Genomic DNA, 21630 nt, shown 5'->3' on the forward strand with positions numbered 1-21630 from the left:
ACAACAGGCAGGAGAACACAATGGTTCCTTTTGTTGCTCGTAAATGGCTGCTGGCCGCGAGCGTGACGGCTGCGCTGGCCGCCGCCCCCGCGTTCGCGGCGAAAGACGTGGTGGTGGCTGTGGGGTCTAACTTCACGACCCTGGATCCGTATGATGCCAACGACACCCTTTCTCAGGCGGTGGCAAAATCCTTCTACCAGGGGCTGTTCGGCCTGGACCGCGAAATGAAGCTGAAAAACGTGCTGGCGGAAGGCTATACCGTGTCGGACGACGGGCTGGTCTATACCGTTAAGCTCCGTACCGGCGTGAAGTTCCAGGATGGCACCGACTTCAACGCCGAGGCGGTTAAGGTCAATCTGGATCGTGCCAGCAATCCGGAAAACGGTCTTAAGCGCTACAACCTGTATAAAAATATCGCCCAAACCGAGGTGGTTGATCCGGCGACGGTGAAGATCACCCTCAAAGAGCCGTTCTCGGCGTTTATCAATATCCTGGCGCATCCCGCGACGGCGATGATTTCCCCCGCCGCCCTGAAAAAATACGGCAAAGAGATTGGATTCCACCCGGTGGGGACCGGACCGTACGAACTGCTCACCTGGAACCAGACCGATTTTGTGAAGGTGAAAAAATTCGCCGGATACTGGCAGCAGGGGCTGCCGAAGCTGGATACCATCACCTGGCGGCCGGTAGTGGACAACAACACCCGCGCCGCAATGCTGCAAACCGGCGAAGCGCAGTTTGCCTTCCCGATCCCGTACGAACAGGCGGCGCTGCTGGCGAAAAACAGCAAGCTGGAACTGGTGGCCAGCCCGTCGATTATGCAGCGCTACATCAGCATGAACGTCACGCAGAAACCGTTTGATAACCCGAAGGTGCGTGAAGCCATCAACTACGCCATTAACCGCCAGGCGCTGGTGAAGGTGGCCTTTGCCGGCTACGCCACCCCGGCGACGGGCGTGATGCCGCCAACCATTGAGTACGCGCAAAGCTATCAGCCGTGGCCTTACGATCCGGCGAAAGCGCGGGAACTGCTGAAAGAGGCGGGCTATCCGAACGGCTTTAGCACTACGCTGTGGTCGTCGCATAACCACAGTACCGCGCAGAAGGTGCTGCAATTTACCCAGCAGCAGTTGGCGCAGGTGGGCATTAAAGCCAGGGTTACGGCGATGGATGCCGGACAGCGAGCGGCGGAAGTGGAAGGCAAAGGACAGAAAGAGAGCGGCGTGCGGATGTTCTACACCGGCTGGACGGCTTCAACCGGAGAAGCGGACTGGTCCCTGTCGCCGCTGTTTGCTTCCCAGAACTGGCCGCCAACGCTGTTCAATACCGCGTTTTACAGTAATCCGCAGGTGGATAAAGATCTGGCCGATGCCCTGAAAACCACCAAACCGGAAGAGAAAGCACGCCTGTACAAAGAGGCGCAAGACATTATCTGGAAAGAGTCGCCGTGGGTGCCGCTGGTGGTGGAAAAACTGGTCTCAGCCCACAACAAAGCGCTGACCGGTTTTTACATCATGCCGGATACGGGCTTTAGCTTTGATGACGCGGATTTGAAATAAAACTCATGCTGAATTATGTGTGTAAACGCCTGCTGGGGCTTATCCCGACGCTGCTGATTGTGGCCGTGCTGGTGTTTTTGTTTGTTCATATGCTGCCCGGCGATCCGGCGCGTTTGATTGCCGGACCGGAAGCGGATGCGACGGTTATTGAACTGGTGCGTAAACAGCTCGGTCTTGACCAGCCGCTGTACAGGCAATTTCTGCGTTACATTGGCAATGTCCTTCAGGGCGATTTCGGCATCTCAATGGTGTCGCGTCGTCCGGTGTCGGAGGAGATTGCCAGCCGCTTTATGCCTACCTTCTGGTTAACGATTGCCAGTATGAGCTGGGCGGTTGTCTTTGGCCTGGGCGCGGGGATTGTCGCCGCCGTCTGGCGCAACCGCTGGCCGGATAAGCTCGGTATGGCGCTGGCGGTCACCGGCATCTCTTTCCCGGCGTTTGCGCTGGGCATGCTGCTGATGCAGATTTTCTCCGTCGAGCTGGGCTGGTTGCCGACCGTCGGGGCCGACACCTGGAAGCACTACATTCTGCCCTCTATGACGCTAGGCGCGGCCGTTGCGGCGGTTATGGCCCGGTTTACCCGCGCCTCGTTTGTCGACGTGCTGAGCGAAGATTACATTCGCACCGCGCGGGCAAAAGGGGTGAGTGAGAAATGGGTCATTCTGAAGCATGGTTTTCGTAATGCGATGATCCCGGTGGTCACGATGATGGGGCTACAGTTCGGCTTCCTGCTGGGGGGCTCTATCGTGGTTGAGAAGGTCTTTAACTGGCCGGGGCTGGGGCGCCTGCTGGTCGACTCGGTCGATATGCGTGACTATCCGGTTATTCAGGCTGAAGTCCTGCTTTTCTCGCTGGAGTTTATTCTTATCAACTTAGTGGTGGATGTGCTTTACGCCGCCATTAACCCGGCCATCAGGTATAAGTAAGATGCGATTACTGAACTGGCGTCGCCAGGCCATTTTAAACGCTATGCCGGGGATCAGGCCGGACCATATTCGCACCCCGTGGGTTGAGTTCTGGCGTCGATTCCGTCGTCAGCCCGTCGCTATGGTCGCCGGGTTGTTTGTGTTACTGCTGATCCTGGTGGCGATTATCGCCCCCTGGATAGCCCCGTTTGATGCGGAAAACTACTTCGACTACGACCGGCTGAACGATGGTCCGTCGATGATGCACTGGTTTGGCGTGGACTCGCTCGGGCGCGATATTTTTAGCCGCGTGCTGGTAGGGGCGCAGATCTCACTGGCGGCCGGGGTCTTCGCGGTGCTGATGGGCGCAGCAATTGGCACCGTGCTGGGGCTGGTGGCTGGGTACTACGAAGGCTGGTGGGACCGCATCATCATGCGTATCTGCGACGTGCTGTTTGCCTTTCCCGGTATTCTGCTGGCGATTGCCGTGGTGGCGGTGATGGGCAGCGGCATGGCGAACGTCATTATCGCCGTGGCGGTATTCTCGATTCCCGCTTTCGCGCGTCTGGTACGTGGCAACACGCTGGTGCTGAAGCAGCAGACCTTTATCGAGTCGGCGCGCAGCATGGGAGCCAGCGATGCCACCATCCTGTTCAGCCATATTCTGCCGGGAACGGTCTCGTCTATCGTGGTCTATTTCACCATGCGCATAGGCGTGTCGATTATCTCGGCGGCCAGCCTGTCGTTTCTGGGGTTAGGGGCACAGCCGCCGACGCCGGAGTGGGGCGCGATGCTGAACGAGGCGCGGGCGGATATGGTGATTGCGCCACACGTGGCGATCTTCCCGAGCCTGGCGATTTTCCTGACCGTGCTGGCGTTTAACCTGCTGGGGGATGGGCTGCGCGACGCGCTGGATCCGCGGATAAAAGGGTAGTGCTGTGGAATGTGCCGGGTGGCGGCTACGCCTTACCCGGCCTACAAAAGGGAAGCAGGGTGTTTAAACCCGGCTACCCCACAGGTCATACTCATCCGCGTTTTCAACCTTCACGCGAATAATATCACCCGGCTTAACCTGTGTTTCGCCGTTCAGGTACACCGCGCCATCGATTTCCGGTGCATCCGCCATGCTGCGGCCAATCGCGCCTTCTTCGTCCACTTCGTCGATAATCACCAGAATTTCGCGGCCCACTTTCTCCTGCAAGCGTTCAGCCGAGATCTGCTGTTGCAGCTGCATAAAGCGGTTCCAGCGCTCCTCTTTTACCTCTTCCGGTACCTGGTCCGCCAGCTCGTTGGCCGTTGCGCCTTCAACCGGGCTGTACTTGAAGCAGCCGACGCGATCCAGACGCGCCTCTTTCAGGAAGTCGAGCAGCATCTGGAAATCTTCTTCGGTTTCACCCGGGAAGCCGACAATAAAGGTGGAGCGCAGGGTCAGATCCGGGCAGATCTCACGCCACTGCTTGATGCGCGCCAGTTGGCGATCCACGGAGCCAGGACGTTTCATCAGCTTCAGAATGCGCGGGCTGGCGTGCTGTAGCGGGATATCCAGATACGGCAGGATTTTGCCTTCCGCCATCAGCGGGATCACATCGTCAACGTGCGGATAAGGGTAGACGTAGTGCAGGCGCGTCCAGATCCCGAGCTTAGCCAGCTGCTCGCACAGGCCGACCATGCTGGTTTTCACCGGCTCGCCGTTGTGGAAACCGGAGCGGTGTTTGACGTCCACACCGTAGGCGGAGGTGTCCTGGGAGATGACCAGCAGCTCCTTCACGCCCGCGTCGGCCAGGCGTTTGGCTTCTGCCAGCACCTCGCCAATCGGACGGCTCACCAGATCGCCACGCATCGACGGGATGATGCAGAAGGTACAGCGGTGGTTGCAGCCTTCGGAAATTTTCAGGTAGGCGTAGTGGCGCGGCGTCAGCTTCACGCCCTGTTCCGGCACCAGGCTCAGGAACGGATTGTGCTTTGGTTTGGGGACGTAGTGATGAACATGTTCCAGCACCTGCTCGTAGCTGTGCGGGCCGGTGATCTCCAGCACTTTCGGGTGCACTTCGCGGATCTGATCCACCTTCGCGCCCAGGCAGCCGGTGACAATCACTTTGCCGTTTTCCGTCAGGGCTTCACCAATGGCTTCCAGTGACTCCTGGACCGCGCTGTCGATGAACCCGCAGGTGTTGACGATCACCATGTCGGCGTTGTCGTAGCTTGGCACCACGTCATAGCCTTCAGTGCGAAGTTCAGTCAGGATGCGTTCGGAGTCCACCAGGTTCTTCGGGCAGCCGAGGGAGACAAAGCCGATTTTCGGCGGGTGCGTAACATTGCTCATAGGTTAAAAATTCATCAATTATGGAGTTATCAGGGCGGGATTTTACAGCGTATCGCGGGGGATTTATACACTCATGATGGCGCAGTTGAGGCGGGCAATCGTTGTAACATTGTAAAGAATGTTAATCAGTTATCGTTTATTGATCTCAGGCATTACATTGTACAAAAAATGACCTTATCCTTAATAAGGTAACATGGCTGACAGGGGAGGAAATAGCATGTCCGTTGACAGACTGAAACGCGATCTGCTTAACAAGCTGATCAACGCCCGAATCGACCTGGCCGCATATCTGCAACTCCGCAAGGCGAAAGGGTATATGTCAGTCAGCGAAAGCGAAAATCTGCGTGATAACTTCTTTGAACTTTGCAATTTCATGCGTGAAAAAGCACCCATCCTGAAAGCGCACTACGCTGAAAGCGAATTAGTGGCGTTGCGCCGCGCCGCCGAGGTGCTCTCCATCGCCGGGGTCTGTTTGATGAACGGACGTCACGACTGCCCGAATTTTATTGCCGTTAACGCGGAGAAGCTTGAAAACTGCCTGACCACGCTCGCGCTTTGCATCATGTGTCTGAACAAGCCGGAAACGCTTGCCCGGCACTGAACCCGGGGGAGGCAACTCCCCCTTCTGATTAAGCTTTTGTAAAAGTGGTAACGCACCCGGGAACAGTGGCTAATCTTTAAGCCATATGTCGATAAAGGAGTGCGTTATGCCTCGATCCTCGCTGATTTTCCTTCCAGTCTTGTTATTCCCGCTTTCACTGCTTGCAGCACCTGAGACGGTTAAGGTCGACGTGCTACAGACAAAACTGGATCACCCCTGGTCGCTGGCGTTTTTGCCAGATAACAAGGGGCTGCTCATCACGCTCAAAGACGGGCAGCTTAAGCACTGGCAGGCTGGAAAAGGGCTCTCCGATCCGATTGTCGGCGTGCCGAAAGTGTGGGCGAGCGGCCAGGGCGGACTGCTGGACGTCGCGCTGGCCCCGGATTTTGCACAGTCACGGCGGGTCTGGCTCAGCTTCGCCGAGGCAGGTAATGATGGCAAAGCGGGTACCGCCGTGGGCTACGGGCGGTTGAGCGATGACATTTCGCGCATTGAGGGCTTCCAGGTGGTGTTCCGACAGATGCCGAAGCTCTCTACCGGCAACCACTTTGGCGGACGGCTGGTGTTCGACGGCAAAGGCTATCTCTTTATTGGCCTGGGTGAAAACAACCAGCGCCCGACGGCGCAGGAGCTGGACAAGCTTCAGGGCAAGGTGGTGCGCCTGACGGAGGACGGAAAAGTGCCGCCGGATAATCCGTTTGTGAACACCGCCGGTGCGCGCCCTGAAATCTGGTCCTATGGCATTCGCAACCCGCAGGGGATGGCGATGAATCCGTGGAGCGACACGCTGTGGCTCAACGAACACGGACCACGCGGTGGGGATGAGATTAACATTCCTGAGAAGGGCAAAAACTACGGCTGGCCCCTGGCGACGCACGGGATTAATTACAGCGGCCTGAAAATCCCGGAAGCGAAAGGCGAGCACGTTGAGGGCACCGAAAAGCCGCTGTTTGTCTGGAAAGTATCGCCCGCCGTCAGCGGCATGGCGTTCTACAACAGCGACGTCTTCCCGCAGTGGAAAAACAAGCTGTTTATCGGCGCGCTGAAGGAGAAAGACGTCATCGTGCTGAGCGTGAAGGGCAATAGCGTGACGGAGGACGGACGCATTCTGGGCGATAAAGATCAGCGTATTCGCGATGTGCGCGTCGGGCCGGATGGCTATCTGTACGTGCTGACTGACGAGACGGACGGGCAACTGCTGAAAGTCAGCCCGTCCAGGTCGTAATCAGGTCACCGGGATCATCACCACGTTGCGATACGCCGGGCGTTCGCTAAGCTGCTGGATCCAGCGCTCCAGGTGAGGGCGCGGGCTCCAGCTAAGACCCATGTTAGTGAGGTTCCAGACGAAGGGGGCGACGGCGATATCGCCCACGCCGAAGGTGTCGCCGGAGAACCAGGCGTGCTTCGCCAGTTCGTCGTCCATCATCGCGAACAGGGATTCGCAGGCGTCCTGGGCGGCATGAATGGCGGGATAATCACGTTCGGCTTCCGGCGTGCGGATCAGCCCCATCAGGATCACCCGGTGCGTGGGGGAAAGCGTCTGGTTTGCCCAGTCCATCCATTTTTCGCCCTGCGCGCGGCGGGCTGGATTTTCAACCCACAGCCGACCCTGGCCGTACTGCGCGGCGAGATAACGCACGATGGTGTTGGACTCCCACAGCGTGGCGTCTGTCTCGTCATCGCGCAGCAACGGCACCAGTCCGTTTGGGTTCATCGCCAGATAGTCGGCGTCTTTATTCACCCCGAACGCCATGCCAGCCATGATTTGGTTGAACGGTAAATCCAGCTCCTCCAGCGTCCAGAGCACTTTCTTCACGTTAGTCGAATTGTTCCTGCCCCACAGCGTAATCATATTTACTCCCGATGAGATGTTAATCCGAGTCAGCTTTTCGCCATGGTGAGATAAACCTAACAATTACGCAACAGATGCTAAAAAAAACGCCGCAATCAAAGCGTATCTGAATGTTATTGCATAAACTTTAAAAACTTTACCTGGAACAGGTTTCTTTGAACGCTGTAGTGCGCTATTACTCATCGCTTCTTGCGACACGGTGATTGTGACGTGATTTTTAGAATGGACACTCGGGTGGCATTTATGACGCAAAAAACTTCTTCTCTGCGCAGCCTGGCGGCAGGCTCGGCGCTGCTTTTCCTTTTTGCCCCAACGCTCCATGCGGCGGAACAGACGGCGCCCGAAGCGCCGCCTGTCGATGCGCGCGCCTGGATCCTGATGGATTACGCCAGCGGGAAAGTGCTGGCGGAAGGTAACGCCGACGAAAAACTCGACCCGGCGAGCCTGACGAAAATTATGACCAGCTATGTGGTCGGTCAGGCGTTGAAAGCGGGCAAGATCAAGCTGGATGACATGGTCACCGTCGGCAAAGATGCCTGGGCGACGGGTAACCCGGCGCTGCGCGGCTCGTCCGTCATGTTCCTGAAGCCCGGCGATCAGGTCTCCGTTTCCGATCTGAATAAAGGGGTCATTATTCAGTCGGGAAATGATGCCTGTATTGCGCTGGCCGATTACGTCGCAGGCAGTCAGGACTCATTCATTGGGTTGATGAATGGCTACGCGCAAAAACTGGGTCTGACCAACACCACCTTTAAAACCGTTCACGGCCTGGATGCGCCCGGTCAGTTCAGTACCGCGCGCGATATGGCGCTGCTGGGCAAAGCGCTGATCCATGACGTGCCGGATGAGTACGCCATCCATAAAGAGAAAGAGTTTACCTTCAACAATATCCGCCAGCCTAACCGTAATCGTCTGCTCTGGAGCAGTAACGTTAACGTGGACGGCATGAAAACGGGGACGACCGCCGGGGCCGGATACAACCTGGTGGCTTCTGCGACGCAGGGCGACATGCGCCTGATCTCGGTGGTGCTGGGGACGAAAACCGACCGCATTCGTTTTAATGAATCCGAAAAACTGCTGACCTGGGGTTTCCGCTTCTTTGAAACCGTCACGCCGATTAAGCCGGACGCCACCTTCGTCAGCCAGCGCGTCTGGTTTGGGGATAAAAGCGAAGTGAACCTGGGGGCAGGTGAAGCGGGTTCTGTCACCATTCCACGCGGTCAGCTGAAAAACCTGAAAGCCAGCTATACCCTGACCGAGCCACAGCTGACCGCGCCGTTGAAAAAAGGCCAGGTGGTCGGGACGATAGATTTCCAGCTTAACGGCAAATCCATTGAGCAGCGTCCGCTGGTGGTGATGGAAGCGGTGGAAGAGGGCGGCTTCTTCAGCCGAATGTGGGACTTTGTATTAATGAAGTTCCACGGCTGGTTTGGCAGCTGGTTTAGCTAGGTTTTTGCCGGGTGGCGCTGCGCTTACCCGGCCTTCGTTTGAGCCGTTGTAGGCCGGGTAAGGCGAAGCCGCCACCCGGTACAACCTCAATACATCAACTTCACCTGCTGCGCCTTTGCATACGACACCAGCTCGTCATCCGGGCGGCAATCACTGACGATGGCGTCAAAGCGCGACAGTTCCCCCATCCTTGCCGGACGAACCTTGCCAAATTTACTGTGATCAACCACCAGCACATGCTGCTGTGCGGCGTTGAGCGCCCACTGTTTCACCGGTAACTCTTCAAGATTAAAACAGGTTGCCCCCTGTTTCACATTCACACCCGCCGCAGAGTAAAAGGCGATATCCGGACATACATTGCTCAGCGTGTCCTGAATATTCAGCGGTTTGAAGATGGCGTTGCTGGCATGAAACTCGCCGCCGCACAAAATCACCCGGCACGCCGGTTTCTCCTGCAAGGCCAGGAAGGTGTTTAGCGAATAACAGACGGCGGTAAAGGGAACGGTGCTGTCGATGGCCTCGATGATCCACGGGGTTGTCGTACCGCAGTCAAAAAACAGCGTTTGATGCGGCTGCACCAGCGAGGCGGCGAGCCGCGCGGCTTTGCGCTTCTCTTCCACCAGGCGTGTTTTTTGATCGCTTAACAGATAATGGCTGGCGCTACGCGGCTCCAGAACAATATACCCGCCAAGCAGCACAACGGGGGCGCTGTCGCTGTTCAGATCGCGACGAATGGTCATTTCAGACACGCCAAGCAGGGTAGCGGCTTCCTTAAGATGCAGCTTATCGCTGCGCTTCAGCGCCTGAAGTAGCTGAGCAATGCGGTCATCGCGACGTGTTTCCATAGATCCTCGGGCTAAAAAAGTGAGCCCCCGCAGGGCGGGGGCTCAAGTGTAACCTGACGGACCGGGGTTAGTCACGTATCCAGCCTTTGCGGATCGGAAGGGCAAACAGAACGCGATAGGCCTGTGATAATCCACGATAAAGCGCCGGACCAAAGAGGCTCCACAGGATGGCTGCGCTGACGCAGCCCATCAGCCCCACCAGGAAACCGCCGACCATATCCAGCGGCCAGTGCACGCCCAGGTAGACGCGGGACCAGGCGATGGCGACCGCCACCCCCATCAGCACCATGCCGGACCACAGGCGATGCCAGAACAGGAAGGCCAGCGCAAAGGTGAAGATCACCGTGCCGTGATCGCTCGGGAACGAGTCATCCGGCGCATGGTGCAGGAAGTTGTAGCCGACGTGCTCGACAAACGGACGATCGTGCGGGAAGGCGTGGCCCAGCACGTAGCTTGCCAGCACGCTCACGCCGATCGCCATCGCCATTTTGATCACCAGATGGCGCTGGGCGGTGACCTGTGTACGAGGTCCCCATAACCAGAGGATCACCGCCAGCGCCGGTACAATGCTGATCACATCTTTCGCAATGAAGGTGGCGAGATCGATCATCCATTCCGGTGATGCTGGCGTGGCGTTGAGCAGGTAAAACAGTTCGTAGTTCAGATTTTCTAACATAATCTCGTTACTCTTTAGCAAACCAGGTGGAAACCAGCCCGTAAACCAGCACCTGGGAAAACCAGACCCACCACCCGGCCCACAGGTTGTGAGAGAAAAAATGCGCGCCGCGCATGACCTGCCCGAATCCCATCAGCAGCCCCATAACAACGCCTAACGCGACAAAGGACCAGGCCAGGCGCGGACGTTCACGCCAGAAGGCAAAAAACAACCCCATCACCATAAACCCGCTTGAGGCGTGGCCGCCGGGAAAGCAGCGTCCCGGTCCGCTGTCTGCCGGAACGGCGCTGAACAGGGGATACGAGACGGCTTTGCCGCCATACTCCACCAGATCCCACGGACAGCTGTGGTGGCTTATGCTTTTCAGCACCCCAACTACCAGCGCCCCCAGCCCCATCAGAAGCGCGGCCGTCACCAGCCGGGCATTGCGTTTGTAAGCGCCGTAAATCAGCGATGCGGCAGCCAGCGCAATGGTCACATATTTCGCCAGCCGATGGTTCAGCAGATCCAGCAGCGGGTTTTGCTGTAGCGGGAAATGGTGCGTCGCCGCGTCATACCAGAAGCCGGTTATCCATCGGTCAAGCGATTCATCGCGCGAAAGCCAGGTAAAAAGCAGCGCAAGGACGATCAGCCCGAAAAGCTGATAACCATAAAAGCGGGCAGGCAAACGGTAAAGGCTTTTTGTCTTATTTGTCGGTAACTTAGATAATTCTGAAGGGCTGACGGCGTGTGTCATAGTTTCGGTCAATAACGTGAAATAGCACTATCATAGGGAGGGCAACTTAAGGAAACCTTAAACAACAACGATAAGTGCCTTATTTCTGTGTTTTCACGTGATTATGCTATCTCAGACAGCGGCAATTCATTACACTCATCGCGATTTTTTCATACTAAAGAGATTGCATGATAAACCGTTCTTCTTCCGGTAATCGTCTGGGTCGTCAGGCGTTACTTTTTCCTCTGTGTCTGGTGCTTTACGAATTCTCTACCTACATCGGCAACGACATGATCCAGCCAGGCATGCTGGCTGTGGTTGAGCAGTACAACGCAGGTATTGAGTGGGTACCTACATCCATGACCGCCTATCTGGCGGGCGGCATGTTTTTACAGTGGCTTTTAGGGCCGCTGTCGGATCGTATTGGCCGCCGCCCGGTGATGCTGACGGGCGTGGTGTGGTTTATCGTCACCTGTCTCGCCACGCTGCTGGCGCAGAACATTGAGCAATTCACGCTGCTGCGTTTCCTTCAGGGCGTGAGCCTGTGCTTTATTGGCGCCGTGGGCTACGCCGCTATTCAGGAGTCGTTTGAGGAGGCGGTATGTATCAAAATAACCGCGCTGATGGCGAACGTGGCGCTGATTGCGCCGCTTCTGGGGCCGCTGGTGGGAGCCGCATGGGTCCACGTTGCGCCGTGGGAAGGGATGTTCGTCCTCTTTGCCGCGCTTGCGGCCATCTCTTTCTTTGGGCTGCACCGTGCGATGCCGGAGACCGCCACCCGCCTGGGCGAAAAGCTCTCGCTTAAAGAGCTGGGGCGTGATTATAAGGCGGTGCTGAAAAACGGCCGTTTTGTCGCGGGCGCGCTGGCGACGGGCTTTGTCAGCCTGCCGCTGCTGGCGTGGATTGCCCAGTCGCCGGTTATTATCATCAGCGGCGAGCAGCTTAGCAGCTATGAGTATGGCCTGTTACAGGTGCCGATTTTTGGCGCGTTGATTATCGGTAACCTGGTGCTGGCGCGTCTGACGTCGCGTCGTACCGTGCGTTCGCTGATTATTATGGGCGGCTGGCCCATTGCGGCAGGGCTGATTATCGCGGCGGTGGCGACCGTAGCCTCGTCTCATGCGTACCTGTGGATGACGGCGGGGCTGAGCGTTTACGCGTTTGGTATTGGCGTGGCGAATGCCGGTCTGGTACGCCTGACGCTGTTCGCCAGTGAAATGAGTAAAGGCACGGTGTCTGCCGCGATGGGGATGCTGCAAATGCTGATTTTCACTGTCGGTATTGAGGTGAGCAAGCATGCCTATGCTTTCGGCGGTAACGGACTGTTCAGCCTGTTCAATCTCGCAAACGGTGTGCTGTGGGTAGGGCTGATGGTGGTGTTCCTGAAGGACAAACGCGTCGGAAACGCCCTGCAACCGTAACCCTTATTCCCTCTCCCTCAAGGGAGAGGGGGCCGTCTGTGCAGGCATTATTTTGTGGGGAACCCTTAGCCCTGTGGGAGAGGGTTAGGATGAGGGCACCAGAGCGCACGGAATCAATTAAACGGCGCCTCCCCGTCCAGCACCCTATCAATTACGTCCAGCACCCCTTCGTCATTATTGTTCGGCGCTTCATAGCGGGCCACCGCCTTAATGTGCGGTCTGGCATTGGCCATCGCGAAGCCATACCCTGCCTGGCGCAACATCTCCACGTCGTTACCGCTGTCGCCAAAGGCCACCACTTCACTGTCCTCAATGCCCCAGCGCGCTTGCAGGATCCGCAGGCCGTTAGCTTTGTGTACGCCGGGGATAATCAGGTCGATACTGCCGTGTCCCGTGGTCACCGGCACCATGATGTCGCCAAGCTTCTCATGCAGCAGCGCCTGAATGCGCGGAATTTCGTCGTCAGAGACGTTTAGCCCGAATTTGAAGAAAATATCGTTGAGGTTGTCAAAGCTGCTGACGCTTTCAAGGCGGTGATAGTATTTCGCAGCAATCTCTTTGAAGAGGTCGTTATACGTTTTCAGCGTGTAGGCGCTGTTTTTTCCGCAGGCAATTATCTCAATGCCGGGCACGTCGTTTAACAGGGTGGCGACGGTCAGAAAATGCTCTTTCGACAGTTCGCCGTTAAACACGTCTTCGCCCGCATCCACCACCCAGCCGCCGTTTTCGGCAACGAAGGCAATTTCATGGGCGATCTCCGGGAAAAATGAGATCAGCTGGTAGTACTGGTTTCCGCTGGCGACCACAAAACGGATGCCTTGCGCTTTCATGCGCGCGTACTGCGCCAGAAAACGCGCGCGGTTATAGGTTTTCGCATCGCTCAGGAAGGAGCCATCCATGTCGACTGCAATCAGTTTAACGCTCATATCCCTTCTCCATTGACGTTGTTTCTGCTTCCGGTTTTGCCACCGCTCGCGCCACCAGGGCGGCAATAATGACTAACCCTAATACCACCAGCATCGCGCTGCGTAACCCGTAGTGCTCACCGAGGAATCCAAGCAGCGGCGGGCCCACCAGGAAAGCGAGGTAGCCCGTGGTCGCCACGACGCTCACGCGCGTCGGCGCGTCGGGGCCGGTATCGCTGGCAGCGGAAATGGTCAGCGGGAAGCCAAGGGAGGCGCCCAGTCCCCACAGGATCACCGACACGCCGGCAATCCAGTCCACATCCACAAAGATAATCATCGCGATGCCCAGCCCACCCAGCAGGGCGCTGGCACGGACGACAGCCACGCGGCTGTAACGGTCGATAAACCAGCCCCCGGTAAAGCGTCCGACGGTCATGCCGAGCGTGAACCCGGCGTAAATCAGCGAGCCGGAGGTGGGGCTAAATCCGTGCCCGTCTACCATCAGCAACGGTAGCCAGTCGTTGGCGGAGCCTTCAGCAAACGCCATCGCCAGTACCACCACGCCAATCAGCATCAGCTGGAAATCGCGATAGAAGGGCAACCCTTTTGCCGCAGACTTCTGTTCGTCCGAGGCATTTTGTCCTGTGCCAGCGGGAATAGCCCTGATGCCGGTGAGGATCGGGATAATACAGACCAGCGCCGCGAGTAAAATGTGCACATTGGCCGCAATGCCCAGCGCCGTCAGCGCCATCCCTATGCCCGCGCCCGCCAGCGTGCCGAGGCTGTAAAAGCCATGCATCATCGGCAGCACCGTTTTGTTCATCGCCTGTTCAACGGCGGCCCCCTCGACGTTAATGGCCACTTCCGCCGCACCAAAGCTGCCGCCAAATACCATCAGCCCAAGGGCAAACATCAGCGGCGAGGCGAACCACAGCGCCACGCTCAGACCGAGCATTCCCACCACGGCGCAGCACATGGTGGTGCGGATCACCGCGCGCGTGCCAAAGCGTTTCACCAGCCAGGCCGAGCAGAGGATGCCGCTCATCGAGCCAATCGACAGGCCAAACAGCACGATCCCCATCTCCGCCGTCGAAACGGATAGCGTATCGCGGATTGCCGGGGTGCGCGTTGCCCAGGAAGCCATCAGCAGCCCGGGGATGAAGAAGAACATAAATAGCGCCCACATGCGCAGATGCAGGGCTTTGCGAGGAGAAGTTAGCGTCATTGGGATCAGCACTAGAAGTACAACAATAGCGACAACACTAGCAACTTTGTGTACATTTGTACATAAACCGGATGAGGATTTTATGAGCAGACCACCGAACGACCCTAACCGCCGCGAGAAGATACTCCAGGCGACGCTGGACACCATTGCTGAGCACGGTATTCATGCCGTCACGCACCGCAAAATTGCCACCTGCGCAGGCGTGCCGCTGGGGTCGATGACCTACTATTTCGACGGGATGGAGTCGCTTCTGGAGGAGGCATTCACGTGGTTTACGCAGCAGATGTCTCAGCAGTACCGGGATTTCTTCGCGGGGGTTACGGGGCGCGAGAGGGCGTGCGAGGCCATTACCACGCTGATCCACAGTTCAGCCGTGACCACGCCACACAATATGGCGCTGATGTATCAGCTGTACGCGTTTATGCACCGCAGCGCCGCGCTGAAAACGGTGATGCAGGACTGGATGAAGATGAGCCAGGCTACGCTGGAGCAGTGGTTTGATCCGGCCACCGCCCGCGCGCTGGATGCGTTTATCGAGGGGATGACGCTGCATTTTGTGACCGATCGGTCGCCGTTAACCCGGGAGGAGATCCGGGTGATGGTGGGGCGGATTGCAGGCGAGGATACCGTCTGATAGCACTCGCCCCGGCTACGCTTATTGTCGGGAGATTTTTTTCCCGCTGGCGTCAACGACGACTTCGCCATCTTCCTTTGTAAATGCCCCTTTTTGCGCGTCCGGAAGGATGTCGAGAACGACTTCAGAAGGACGGCACAGACGGGTGCCCAGCGGTGTCACCACAATCGGACGGTTAATCAGGATGGGGTATTGCAGCATGAAATCGATAAGCTGGTCATCGGTGAAATTTCCCCCGGCAAGGCCCAGTTGCTCATAAGGCTCGACGTTTTTGCGCAGCAGATCGCACACGGAAATCCCCATGTCTGCAATCAGCCTGGTCAGTTGATCGCGTGACGGCGGGTTTTCCAGATAGAGGACAATCTCTGGTTCCGTACCGCTGTTGCGGATCATCTCCAGCGTATTGCGCGACGTGCCGCAGGCGGGGTTGTGATAAATGGTGATGTAGCTCATATCAGTGACTCATTATGGTGTGAAGGAGAGACGTAGCGCGAGTGCGGCGAGCGTCACAAAGAGAACCGGCAGGGTCATTATGATGCCCGTCCTGAAGTAGTAGCCCCAGGTAACAGTCATGTTTTTCTGTGCCAGCACATGGAGCCAGAGCAGGGTAGCCAGACTTCCTATGGGGGTAATTTTCGGCCCCAAATCGCAGCCAATCACGTTAGCGTAAATCATTGCCTCTTTAACCAACCCTGTTGCAGCACTACCCTCAATGGAGAGCGCGCCAATCAGCACCGTTGGCATATTGTTCATTATGGATGACAGGAAGGCGGTGATAAATCCGGTTCCCAGCGTGGTGATCCAGAGTCCGTATCCGGCTAAGTGATCAAGAACGCCTGAAAGAGACTCCGTCAGCCCGGCGTTGCGCAGGCCATACACCACCAGATACATCCCCAGCGAGAAGATAACAATTTGCCACGGCGCGCCGCGCAGCACTTTTCCAGTGTTAATGGCGTGCCCGCGTTTAGCAACGGCAAACAAAATCAGCGCGCCAGTTGTTGCGATAGCGCTGACCGGGATACCCAGAGGTTCAAGCACAAAGAAACCGACAAGCAGTAGCAGCAGCACGATCCAGCCCGTTCTGAACGTTGGCAGGTCGTGAATGGCCCGTGCGGGCTCGCGGAGTTTTGCCTGGTCATATTCGTGGGGAATTTCTTTTCGGAAGAACAGATGCAGCATCACCAGCGTTGCGGCAATCGCAGCGATATCAACCGGGATCATCACCGAGGCGTATTCGCTGAAGCCCAGCTTAAAGAAGTCCGCCGACACAATGTTGACCAGGTTGGAGACAATCAGCGGCAGGCTGGCGGTATCGGCGATAAATCCCGCCGCCATCACGAACGCCAGCGTAGCCTGCTTGCTGAACCCCAGCGCCAGCAGCATAGCGATGACGATAGGGGTGAGGATCAGCGCCGCGCCGTCATTGGCAAACAGCGCCGCCACGGCTGCGCCCAGCAGCACGATCCAGGTAAACAGCAATCGCCCGCGACCGTTTCCCCAGCGGGCAACGTGCAGCGCGGCCCACTCGAAAAAGCCGGACTCATCCAGCAGCAGGCTGATAACGATAACCGCGATAAACGTTGCCGTCGCATTCCAGACGATATTCCATACCACAGGGATATCGTTGATGTGGATCACGCCGCTCATCAGCGCCAGCACGGCGCCAATGGTGGCGCTCCAGCCGATACTGAGCCCTTTGGGCTGCCAGATAACCAGTACCAGCGTAAACAGAAAAATAGCCCCTGCCAGAAACATCTTTTACTCCGTTATATCTGTTATTGTGAATGTGTTTTGGTCAGCACGAGCCCGGAAGTCGGTTTTTCAGCTTCATACGCGTCTCTTCCCGCAGGCAGTTCCAGCTGGTGTCGATAACGGTTGCCGCCCATGCAGGCATGTTGGGAGAGAGACGGTAGTAGATCCACTTACCCTCGCGACGGTCGATGGCCAGCCCGGCCTCGCGCAGTAAGGCCATGTGGCGGGAGACTTTCGGCTGCGGCTCGTTGGTAGCGGAGCAGAGATCGCAGACGCACAGCTCGCCCGCTTCACGCAGAAGCATGACGATGGAGAGGCGCGTTTCGTCGGAGAGGGTTTTGAAGAGCTGAACGGGGTGAAGCATCTGGCGATCCTGCGTGGTTTTTATCATATACATTAAATCATATATGTTTGTGGCGAGTGAGGGAAGGGCAATAAGGGCAAATAAATGCCCTTAAAGAAGTACTTTTATTTTACGCCGTAGTGCGTTCGTTCCAGGCGTCACTGTGCTGGATGTTCCCATCAACAATGCGCCAGGTGATCTTCTCATACTGCAAGCTGACGCTTTCGACGTGGTTAATTTTATCGTTGGCCGCGATTTTCACATTAGGTACGCTACAGTTAACCCCAGTCACCTTCACGTTCTCCATGAAGACTGTGTAATAGCACACTTCCTGACCGGCATCGTTAATATGATAGAACTTAATTTCTGCGCTTTTTAGCGCCTGGCCAGTGGCGGCAGCTTTATAAAGATATGGGGTAGAACTATCCACCTCCTTTTCGATCCTCATAGAAGAGTGCTGTCGTGTACCGGTAATCGCTCCATTTGCGCTGTTAACCGGAAGATTGATACCGTGACTTAAACCGATTATCTCAATGCTTCCTTCGCGGTCCTGAACATCTACTGAGCCTTTGATATCTGCACCGCCGTCGTCTTTGAGCCACATATAGGGAGGGATTGGCATATTATTTTTTCCTTATTTTATTGAATAACTTCATTGTTAAGAGATAGAAAACCGTTGTGAGAGTAAAAAGGATTAAAATATCGGTGTTTATATATGTTTCGTACATTGTTTCCGCATTCACATCACCATAGATGAAGTCGCAAATAGCAGTTGCAACATTATGATTAATATAATCTGTTGAAGGACCCAGCGTGCGTCCTAGCACAAAGCTAATTAACACAAACCAGACGGCCTTAAGCAGTCTTGATCCCCATTTACGGGCAAGTGTAGCTATATCCAACGTCAACAACCTCAATACAGCCGCGAGCCATAAGTGAACGCATACATGGAACCTGAATAAGCTCTGTGTTCATAAGAGCGTTACGGATTAATGCATAATCGGAGTTATGAGCGATTGTTATACACCCTTCTGACACTGTACCGGGATGGAGTCTGAACAGCCCGCGATAGACGTGATCAACCCATGTTCCATCGTCGATTCCCCAATCATCCTTATATAAAGCAAACCACTCATCACGGCCAAATTCCGCACCGGATCTTATTTTGTTCCATTGGTCCTGAACATGAGCTTTTAATGAGGATAAGAAACCTCCTGAGCCTCGATCAACAATCCAATATTTACCTGGGGGAATTGGGCCTGCACCTTGTATTGCGCCACAAGTTCCTTGATTACGGTAAGTTCCCTGTCCGGAATGCGCCATAAAGATGCCAACCCCATATAAATTAAATGGGGCGTAGTCAGCACCATTTAGCGTCATTGTTCCATTTATAGCCATACATACCAACCCTTCTTGTCACCGTTGGATGTTATCTTCGGCATGGTCGCCATCTTTAATCCAAATACTACTGCTGTAAAGTCCATCTCTGTTAATTCCATTATTTACATTTATTCGCCGCAGCATATGCCCGCAGATGAGATGAAAATTCAAACCTGATCATGTTAAACCCAAGGAATCTGTTTTTAGGAAATTGACCAGGTAAATTTTAACCAAGTAATAGAAATGACTTACGAAAGTTCCCACACTGCCAGGACGATTTTATTAGCCATTAGCAATAACGGTTGAAATGAAACTGATGTTCTTGCGCATCCTTTCAGAAACATTTGATGTGCGACAGTTAACCTTATTTCCTGATCTTGATGGTTTTTGTAAAGCGTCCACTGAGCATGTTAAGAGGTGGGATAACGAAAGATGGTGATACATGTATTTTTTAGTCGCCATTTTGCCGCCACTGGGCTTGATGATGCAATATAACCTGTTGATTTTAATGTTAATAAAATTCAGGCAACAAAAAACCCATCAACCTTGAACCAAAACGGCGGGGTTGATGGGCTCCACAAATTGGGGACATCAAAGAAAAGCAGTGGCACTAGTTATGACTGCACCCTGCGTAAAAAGTTCTGCGCGTAACGAAAATTTTTTCAGCTACACGCAAACTTGAGATTTATCCGAGTCCTGGCCAGATAATGATGATCAGCGTACCCGCCAGCGTCAGCAGCACGTTGGCGATGGCGTACGTGCCTGCATAGCCCAGCGCCGGGATATTGCTGCGCGCAGTGTCGCTGATGATCTCCATCGCCGGTGCGCAGGTGCGCGCGCCCATCATCGCGCCGAAGAGCAGGGCGCGGTTCATGCGCAGCACGTAGGCGCCGAACAGGAAACAGATCACCACCGGTACCAGGCTGACGATAAGTCCGGAAACCAACATTTGCCAGCCGACCGCGCCCAGGCCGTTGCCAATGCCGCTCCCGGCGCTTAAGCCGACACCCGCCATAAAGACCATCAGACCGAACTCTTTCACCATATTCAGCGCCCCCTGAGGGATATAGCCGAAGGTGGGATGGTTCGCTCGCAGGAAGCCCAGCATGATCCCGGCGAACAGCAGACCGGCTGCGTTACCAATGCCGAAGCTAAAGTTGCTGAACTGGAAGGTTATCATCCCGATCATCAGGCCGACAATGAAGAAGGCGCAGAAGGCTAACAGGTCCGTCACCTGGCTGTGGATCGAGATAAAGCCGATACGGTCGGCAACGGTTTTAACACGTCGGGCATCGCCGCTGACCTGCAACACATCGCCTTTATTGAGCACCACGTTATCGTCGATAGGCATTTCAATCTGGCTGCGGATCACGCGGTTGAGGAAACAACCGTGGTCGGTCAGCTTCAGCTGTGCCAGACGGCGGCCCACGGCGTTGTGGTTTTTCACCACAATCTCTTCGGTGACGATACGCATGTCCAGCAGGTCGCGGTCAAACACCTCTTTCCCGTTGCGGAAGCTCGGATCGAGACGCGCGTGGGCGTCCGGGTAGCCAACAAGGGCGATGTCATCGCCCATCTGGAGCACCGCGTCACCGTCCGGGTTTGCCAGAATGCCGTTACGACGGATACGTTCGATGTAGCAGCCGGTCTGACGGTAGATCCCCAGCTCGCGCAGGTTTTTCCCGTCGGTCCAGGCAACCAGCTCCGGCCCGACGCGGTAGGCGCGGATCACCGGCAGGTAAACTTTACGTTTGGAGTCCGTGTCCAGGCCGCGCTCGCGGGCGATGGTCTGGGCGCTGGTCTGAAGATCCTGATGCTGAAGTTTTGGCAGATAGCGCGCGCCAACAATCAGGCTCACCAGACCAATCAGATAGGTCAGGGCATAGCCCAGACTCAGGTTGTCTAGCGCGGAGGAAAGCTGCGTGCCTGCCATGCCAGAATGACGAAGCGTATCCCCCGCGCCAACAAGCACCGGCGTGGAGGTCATCGAGCCTGCCAGCATACCGGCCGTTAAGCCGATGTCCCAGCCAAACAGTTTGCCCAGCCCTAACGCAATCAGCAGGGCGCTACCGACCATCACCAGCGCCAGCATCAGGTAATTTTTGCCGTCTCGGAAGAAAATGGAAAAAAAGTTCGGACCGGCTTCCACGCCTACGCAAAAAATAAACAGCATGAAACCTAAGTTAAGCGCGTCCGTGTTAATACTGAAATGTTGTTGACCTAATAACAGGGAGACGACTAAAACGCCAATGGAATTACCAAGTTGAACTGAACCCAGGCGTAATTTACCCAGACAAAGGCCCAGCGCCAGTACCACAAATAATAACAGGATGTAATTCCCATTTAACAAGTCTGCGACGTTTATATTCACGGAGGCTAACTTCTTGTTTACCAGTAAGTTGTTGAATGAAAGGACTATTTGGGCTACTGTTTTCAGAGTCAGGGAATCACTTTGCATCTCCCTGCTTCCTGATAAATACCCTAAACACTAGCAGTCGGTTAGTTTAATCGTAATAGCTACCGACAGCCACCTATTATCGCACGACTTTTGTGCGTGCTTTGGCAAGGATTGCCGCATTGCTTTATCTGACTGGGCGTCCACCGGACGATTTTTGTATTTGATAGAGATAAGTCAGGAGGATAGTTTGAACTTTAAACGAAACTGGGCTGGCGTAATCAGCTGTTTTTTGCTGTTTACGGTCGTTTGCATGTCGCTCGCTTTTAACGTGAAAGGCGCCTTCAGAGCGTCCGGTCATCCCGAGCTGGGCCTGTTGTTCTTCATCCTGCCGGGGGTAGTCGCCGGTTTTCTCTCGCGTAAAGGCGAGGTGGTGATGCCGCTTATTGGGGCAATGCTTGCGGCCCCGCTCTGCCTGCTTCTGATGCGCGTGCTGTTTCTCTCGTCGAGAAGCGTCTGGCAGGAAGTGGCGTGGCTACTGAGTGGCGTTTTCTGGTGTGCGCTGGGCGCGCTCTGTTTCTTATTTACGCGCAGCCTGCTGCAACAGAGGAAGCACCGTAAATAAAAACGCCCTCAGGGTGAGGGCGTCT

The 21630-nt window shown here is 55.7% G+C and carries 22 protein-coding genes; 9 read left to right on the plus strand and 13 right to left on the minus strand.

The window, feature by feature from the left end; all coding sequences use genetic code 11:
* The first annotated feature begins 20 nt into the window (after positions 1 to 20).
* Genes gsiB through gsiD form a run of 3 tightly spaced genes read left to right on the plus strand, consistent with a single transcriptional unit; the run spans position 21 to position 3398 of the window.
* On the plus strand, positions 21 to 1559 hold the full coding sequence (gene gsiB / locus ACWKXX_RS02775; protein ID WP_015571028.1) for a glutathione ABC transporter substrate-binding protein GsiB: 1539 nt from the start codon (positions 21 to 23) through the stop codon (positions 1557 to 1559).
* Between the two features lie 5 nt (positions 1560 to 1564).
* Positions 1565 to 2485 carry a glutathione ABC transporter permease GsiC gene (gene gsiC, locus ACWKXX_RS02780; protein WP_006809475.1) on the plus strand — a complete coding sequence of 307 codons (921 nt, stop codon included), beginning with the start codon at positions 1565 to 1567 and terminating at the stop codon, positions 2483 to 2485.
* A 1-nt stretch (position 2486) separates the two neighbouring features.
* A complete protein-coding gene (gene gsiD / locus ACWKXX_RS02785; RefSeq protein ID WP_015571027.1) occupies positions 2487 to 3398 on the plus strand; it encodes a glutathione ABC transporter permease GsiD in 912 nt (303 codons plus the stop codon).
* Positions 3399 to 3461: 63 nt separating this feature from the next.
* On the opposite strand, the gene rimO is transcribed toward gsiD, so the two are convergent.
* Positions 3462 to 4787 (minus strand): 30S ribosomal protein S12 methylthiotransferase RimO, encoded by a 1326-nt coding sequence (gene rimO / locus ACWKXX_RS02790; RefSeq protein ID WP_017693743.1) that lies wholly within the window; start codon positions 4785 to 4787, stop codon positions 3462 to 3464.
* Between the two features lie 217 nt (positions 4788 to 5004).
* Here rimO and bssR point away from each other — a divergent pair, with 217 nt between their 5' ends.
* Together bssR and ACWKXX_RS02800 are read left to right on the plus strand one after the other, a co-directional pair.
* On the plus strand, positions 5005 to 5388 hold the full coding sequence (bssR, locus tag ACWKXX_RS02795) for a biofilm formation regulator BssR (protein WP_003858412.1): 384 nt from the start codon (positions 5005 to 5007) through the stop codon (positions 5386 to 5388).
* Between the two features lie 106 nt (positions 5389 to 5494).
* Complete coding sequence (locus ACWKXX_RS02800) at positions 5495 to 6613, plus strand: PQQ-dependent sugar dehydrogenase (protein ID WP_023296182.1); 1119 nt, start codon at positions 5495 to 5497, stop codon at positions 6611 to 6613.
* On the opposite strand, the gene ACWKXX_RS02805 is transcribed toward ACWKXX_RS02800, so the two are convergent.
* On the minus strand, positions 6614 to 7240 hold the full coding sequence (locus tag ACWKXX_RS02805; protein WP_023296183.1) for a glutathione S-transferase family protein: 627 nt from the start codon (positions 7238 to 7240) through the stop codon (positions 6614 to 6616).
* A gap of 243 nt (positions 7241 to 7483) precedes the next feature.
* On the opposite strand from ACWKXX_RS02805, the gene dacC reads away from it, so the two are divergent.
* Complete coding sequence (gene dacC / locus ACWKXX_RS02810; RefSeq protein ID WP_023296184.1) at positions 7484 to 8689, plus strand: serine-type D-Ala-D-Ala carboxypeptidase; 1206 nt, start codon at positions 7484 to 7486, stop codon at positions 8687 to 8689.
* 86 nt (positions 8690 to 8775) lie between these two features.
* Here dacC and deoR read toward each other — a convergent pair whose 3' ends face one another.
* The 3 genes from deoR to ACWKXX_RS02825 form a co-directional block, all read right to left on the minus strand.
* The gene (deoR, locus tag ACWKXX_RS02815) at positions 8776 to 9534 is read right to left on the minus strand and encodes a DNA-binding transcriptional repressor DeoR (protein WP_017384886.1); all 759 of its coding nucleotides are present in this window, start codon (positions 9532 to 9534) and stop codon (positions 8776 to 8778) included.
* Positions 9535 to 9601: 67 nt separating this feature from the next.
* Complete coding sequence (gene ybjG, locus ACWKXX_RS02820; protein WP_023296185.1) at positions 9602 to 10210, minus strand: undecaprenyl-diphosphate phosphatase; 609 nt, start codon at positions 10208 to 10210, stop codon at positions 9602 to 9604.
* Between the two features lie 7 nt (positions 10211 to 10217).
* Positions 10218 to 10946 (minus strand): phosphatase PAP2 family protein, encoded by a 729-nt coding sequence (locus ACWKXX_RS02825; protein WP_023303358.1) that lies wholly within the window; start codon positions 10944 to 10946, stop codon positions 10218 to 10220.
* 167 nt (positions 10947 to 11113) lie between these two features.
* On the opposite strand from ACWKXX_RS02825, the gene ACWKXX_RS02830 reads away from it, so the two are divergent.
* Positions 11114 to 12346, plus strand: coding sequence for an MFS transporter (locus ACWKXX_RS02830; protein WP_006809465.1), 1233 nt, complete (start codon positions 11114 to 11116; stop codon positions 12344 to 12346).
* Between the two features lie 113 nt (positions 12347 to 12459).
* Here the strand turns inward: ACWKXX_RS02830 and ACWKXX_RS02835 are convergent, their stop codons facing one another.
* Together ACWKXX_RS02835 and ACWKXX_RS02840 are read right to left on the minus strand one after the other, a co-directional pair.
* Positions 12460 to 13272 (minus strand): Cof-type HAD-IIB family hydrolase, encoded by an 813-nt coding sequence (locus tag ACWKXX_RS02835; protein ID WP_017384884.1) that lies wholly within the window; start codon positions 13270 to 13272, stop codon positions 12460 to 12462.
* Positions 13262 to 14476, minus strand: a complete 1215-nt coding sequence (locus ACWKXX_RS02840) for an MFS transporter (RefSeq protein ID WP_017384883.1) — start codon at positions 14474 to 14476, stop codon at positions 13262 to 13264. The genes ACWKXX_RS02835 and ACWKXX_RS02840 overlap by 11 nt, the downstream gene beginning before the upstream one ends.
* A gap of 82 nt (positions 14477 to 14558) precedes the next feature.
* Between ACWKXX_RS02840 and ACWKXX_RS02845 the strand changes: the two genes are divergently transcribed.
* Positions 14559 to 15110, plus strand: coding sequence for a TetR/AcrR family transcriptional regulator (locus tag ACWKXX_RS02845; protein WP_015571021.1), 552 nt, complete (start codon positions 14559 to 14561; stop codon positions 15108 to 15110).
* Positions 15111 to 15131: 21 nt separating this feature from the next.
* On the opposite strand, the gene arsC is transcribed toward ACWKXX_RS02845, so the two are convergent.
* The 6 genes from arsC to ACWKXX_RS02875 form a co-directional block, all read right to left on the minus strand.
* The gene (gene arsC, locus ACWKXX_RS02850; RefSeq protein ID WP_015571020.1) at positions 15132 to 15563 is read right to left on the minus strand and encodes a glutaredoxin-dependent arsenate reductase; all 432 of its coding nucleotides are present in this window, start codon (positions 15561 to 15563) and stop codon (positions 15132 to 15134) included.
* 12 nt (positions 15564 to 15575) lie between these two features.
* Entirely contained in the window at positions 15576 to 16865 is a 1290-nt protein-coding gene (locus tag ACWKXX_RS02855) for an arsenic transporter (protein WP_261666346.1), read from the minus strand.
* 40 nt (positions 16866 to 16905) lie between these two features.
* A complete protein-coding gene (locus ACWKXX_RS02860) occupies positions 16906 to 17226 on the minus strand; it encodes a metalloregulator ArsR/SmtB family transcription factor (RefSeq protein WP_015571018.1) in 321 nt (106 codons plus the stop codon).
* Between the two features lie 109 nt (positions 17227 to 17335).
* Positions 17336 to 17827, minus strand: a complete 492-nt coding sequence (locus ACWKXX_RS02865) for an Hcp family type VI secretion system effector (RefSeq protein WP_017384881.1) — start codon at positions 17825 to 17827, stop codon at positions 17336 to 17338.
* A gap of 254 nt (positions 17828 to 18081) precedes the next feature.
* The gene (locus ACWKXX_RS02870; RefSeq protein WP_072050684.1) at positions 18082 to 18603 is read right to left on the minus strand and encodes a DUF2778 domain-containing protein; all 522 of its coding nucleotides are present in this window, start codon (positions 18601 to 18603) and stop codon (positions 18082 to 18084) included.
* A gap of 667 nt (positions 18604 to 19270) precedes the next feature.
* The gene (locus ACWKXX_RS02875) at positions 19271 to 20956 is read right to left on the minus strand and encodes an aspartate:alanine antiporter (protein ID WP_026080732.1); all 1686 of its coding nucleotides are present in this window, start codon (positions 20954 to 20956) and stop codon (positions 19271 to 19273) included.
* Between the two features lie 274 nt (positions 20957 to 21230).
* Between ACWKXX_RS02875 and ACWKXX_RS02880 the strand changes: the two genes are divergently transcribed.
* Positions 21231 to 21605 (plus strand): inner membrane protein YbjM, encoded by a 375-nt coding sequence (locus tag ACWKXX_RS02880; RefSeq protein WP_017384878.1) that lies wholly within the window; start codon positions 21231 to 21233, stop codon positions 21603 to 21605.
* The last annotated feature ends 25 nt before the right edge of the window (positions 21606 to 21630 follow it).

The organism is Enterobacter sp. UPMP2061, from assembly GCF_053709615.1.

Excerpts from the sequence above, each read along its gene's own strand:
- gsiB (WP_015571028.1), top strand. The coding sequence starts at position 21 with ATGGTTCCTTTTGTTGCTCGTAAATGGCTGCTGGCCGCGAGCGTGACG.
- gsiC (WP_006809475.1), top strand. The coding sequence starts at position 1,565 with ATGCTGAATTATGTGTGTAAACGCCTGCTGGGGCTTATCCCGACGCTG.
- gsiD (WP_015571027.1), top strand. The coding sequence starts at position 2,487 with ATGCGATTACTGAACTGGCGTCGCCAGGCCATTTTAAACGCTATGCCG.
- rimO (WP_017693743.1), bottom strand. The coding sequence starts at position 4,787 with ATGAGCAATGTTACGCACCCGCCGAAAATCGGCTTTGTCTCCCTCGGC.
- bssR (WP_003858412.1), top strand. The coding sequence starts at position 5,005 with ATGTCCGTTGACAGACTGAAACGCGATCTGCTTAACAAGCTGATCAAC.
- ACWKXX_RS02800 (WP_023296182.1), top strand. The coding sequence starts at position 5,495 with ATGCCTCGATCCTCGCTGATTTTCCTTCCAGTCTTGTTATTCCCGCTT.
- ACWKXX_RS02805 (WP_023296183.1), bottom strand. The coding sequence starts at position 7,240 with ATGATTACGCTGTGGGGCAGGAACAATTCGACTAACGTGAAGAAAGTG.
- dacC (WP_023296184.1), top strand. The coding sequence starts at position 7,484 with ATGACGCAAAAAACTTCTTCTCTGCGCAGCCTGGCGGCAGGCTCGGCG.
- deoR (WP_017384886.1), bottom strand. The coding sequence starts at position 9,534 with ATGGAAACACGTCGCGATGACCGCATTGCTCAGCTACTTCAGGCGCTG.
- ybjG (WP_023296185.1), bottom strand. The coding sequence starts at position 10,210 with ATGTTAGAAAATCTGAACTACGAACTGTTTTACCTGCTCAACGCCACG.
- ACWKXX_RS02825 (WP_023303358.1), bottom strand. The coding sequence starts at position 10,946 with ATGACACACGCCGTCAGCCCTTCAGAATTATCTAAGTTACCGACAAAT.
- ACWKXX_RS02830 (WP_006809465.1), top strand. The coding sequence starts at position 11,114 with ATGATAAACCGTTCTTCTTCCGGTAATCGTCTGGGTCGTCAGGCGTTA.
- ACWKXX_RS02835 (WP_017384884.1), bottom strand. The coding sequence starts at position 13,272 with ATGAGCGTTAAACTGATTGCAGTCGACATGGATGGCTCCTTCCTGAGC.
- ACWKXX_RS02840 (WP_017384883.1), bottom strand. The coding sequence starts at position 14,476 with ATGACGCTAACTTCTCCTCGCAAAGCCCTGCATCTGCGCATGTGGGCG.
- ACWKXX_RS02845 (WP_015571021.1), top strand. The coding sequence starts at position 14,559 with ATGAGCAGACCACCGAACGACCCTAACCGCCGCGAGAAGATACTCCAG.
- arsC (WP_015571020.1), bottom strand. The coding sequence starts at position 15,563 with ATGAGCTACATCACCATTTATCACAACCCCGCCTGCGGCACGTCGCGC.
- ACWKXX_RS02855 (WP_261666346.1), bottom strand. The coding sequence starts at position 16,865 with ATGTTTCTGGCAGGGGCTATTTTTCTGTTTACGCTGGTACTGGTTATC.
- ACWKXX_RS02860 (WP_015571018.1), bottom strand. The coding sequence starts at position 17,226 with ATGCTTCACCCCGTTCAGCTCTTCAAAACCCTCTCCGACGAAACGCGC.
- ACWKXX_RS02865 (WP_017384881.1), bottom strand. The coding sequence starts at position 17,827 with ATGCCAATCCCTCCCTATATGTGGCTCAAAGACGACGGCGGTGCAGAT.
- ACWKXX_RS02870 (WP_072050684.1), bottom strand. The coding sequence starts at position 18,603 with ATGGCTATAAATGGAACAATGACGCTAAATGGTGCTGACTACGCCCCA.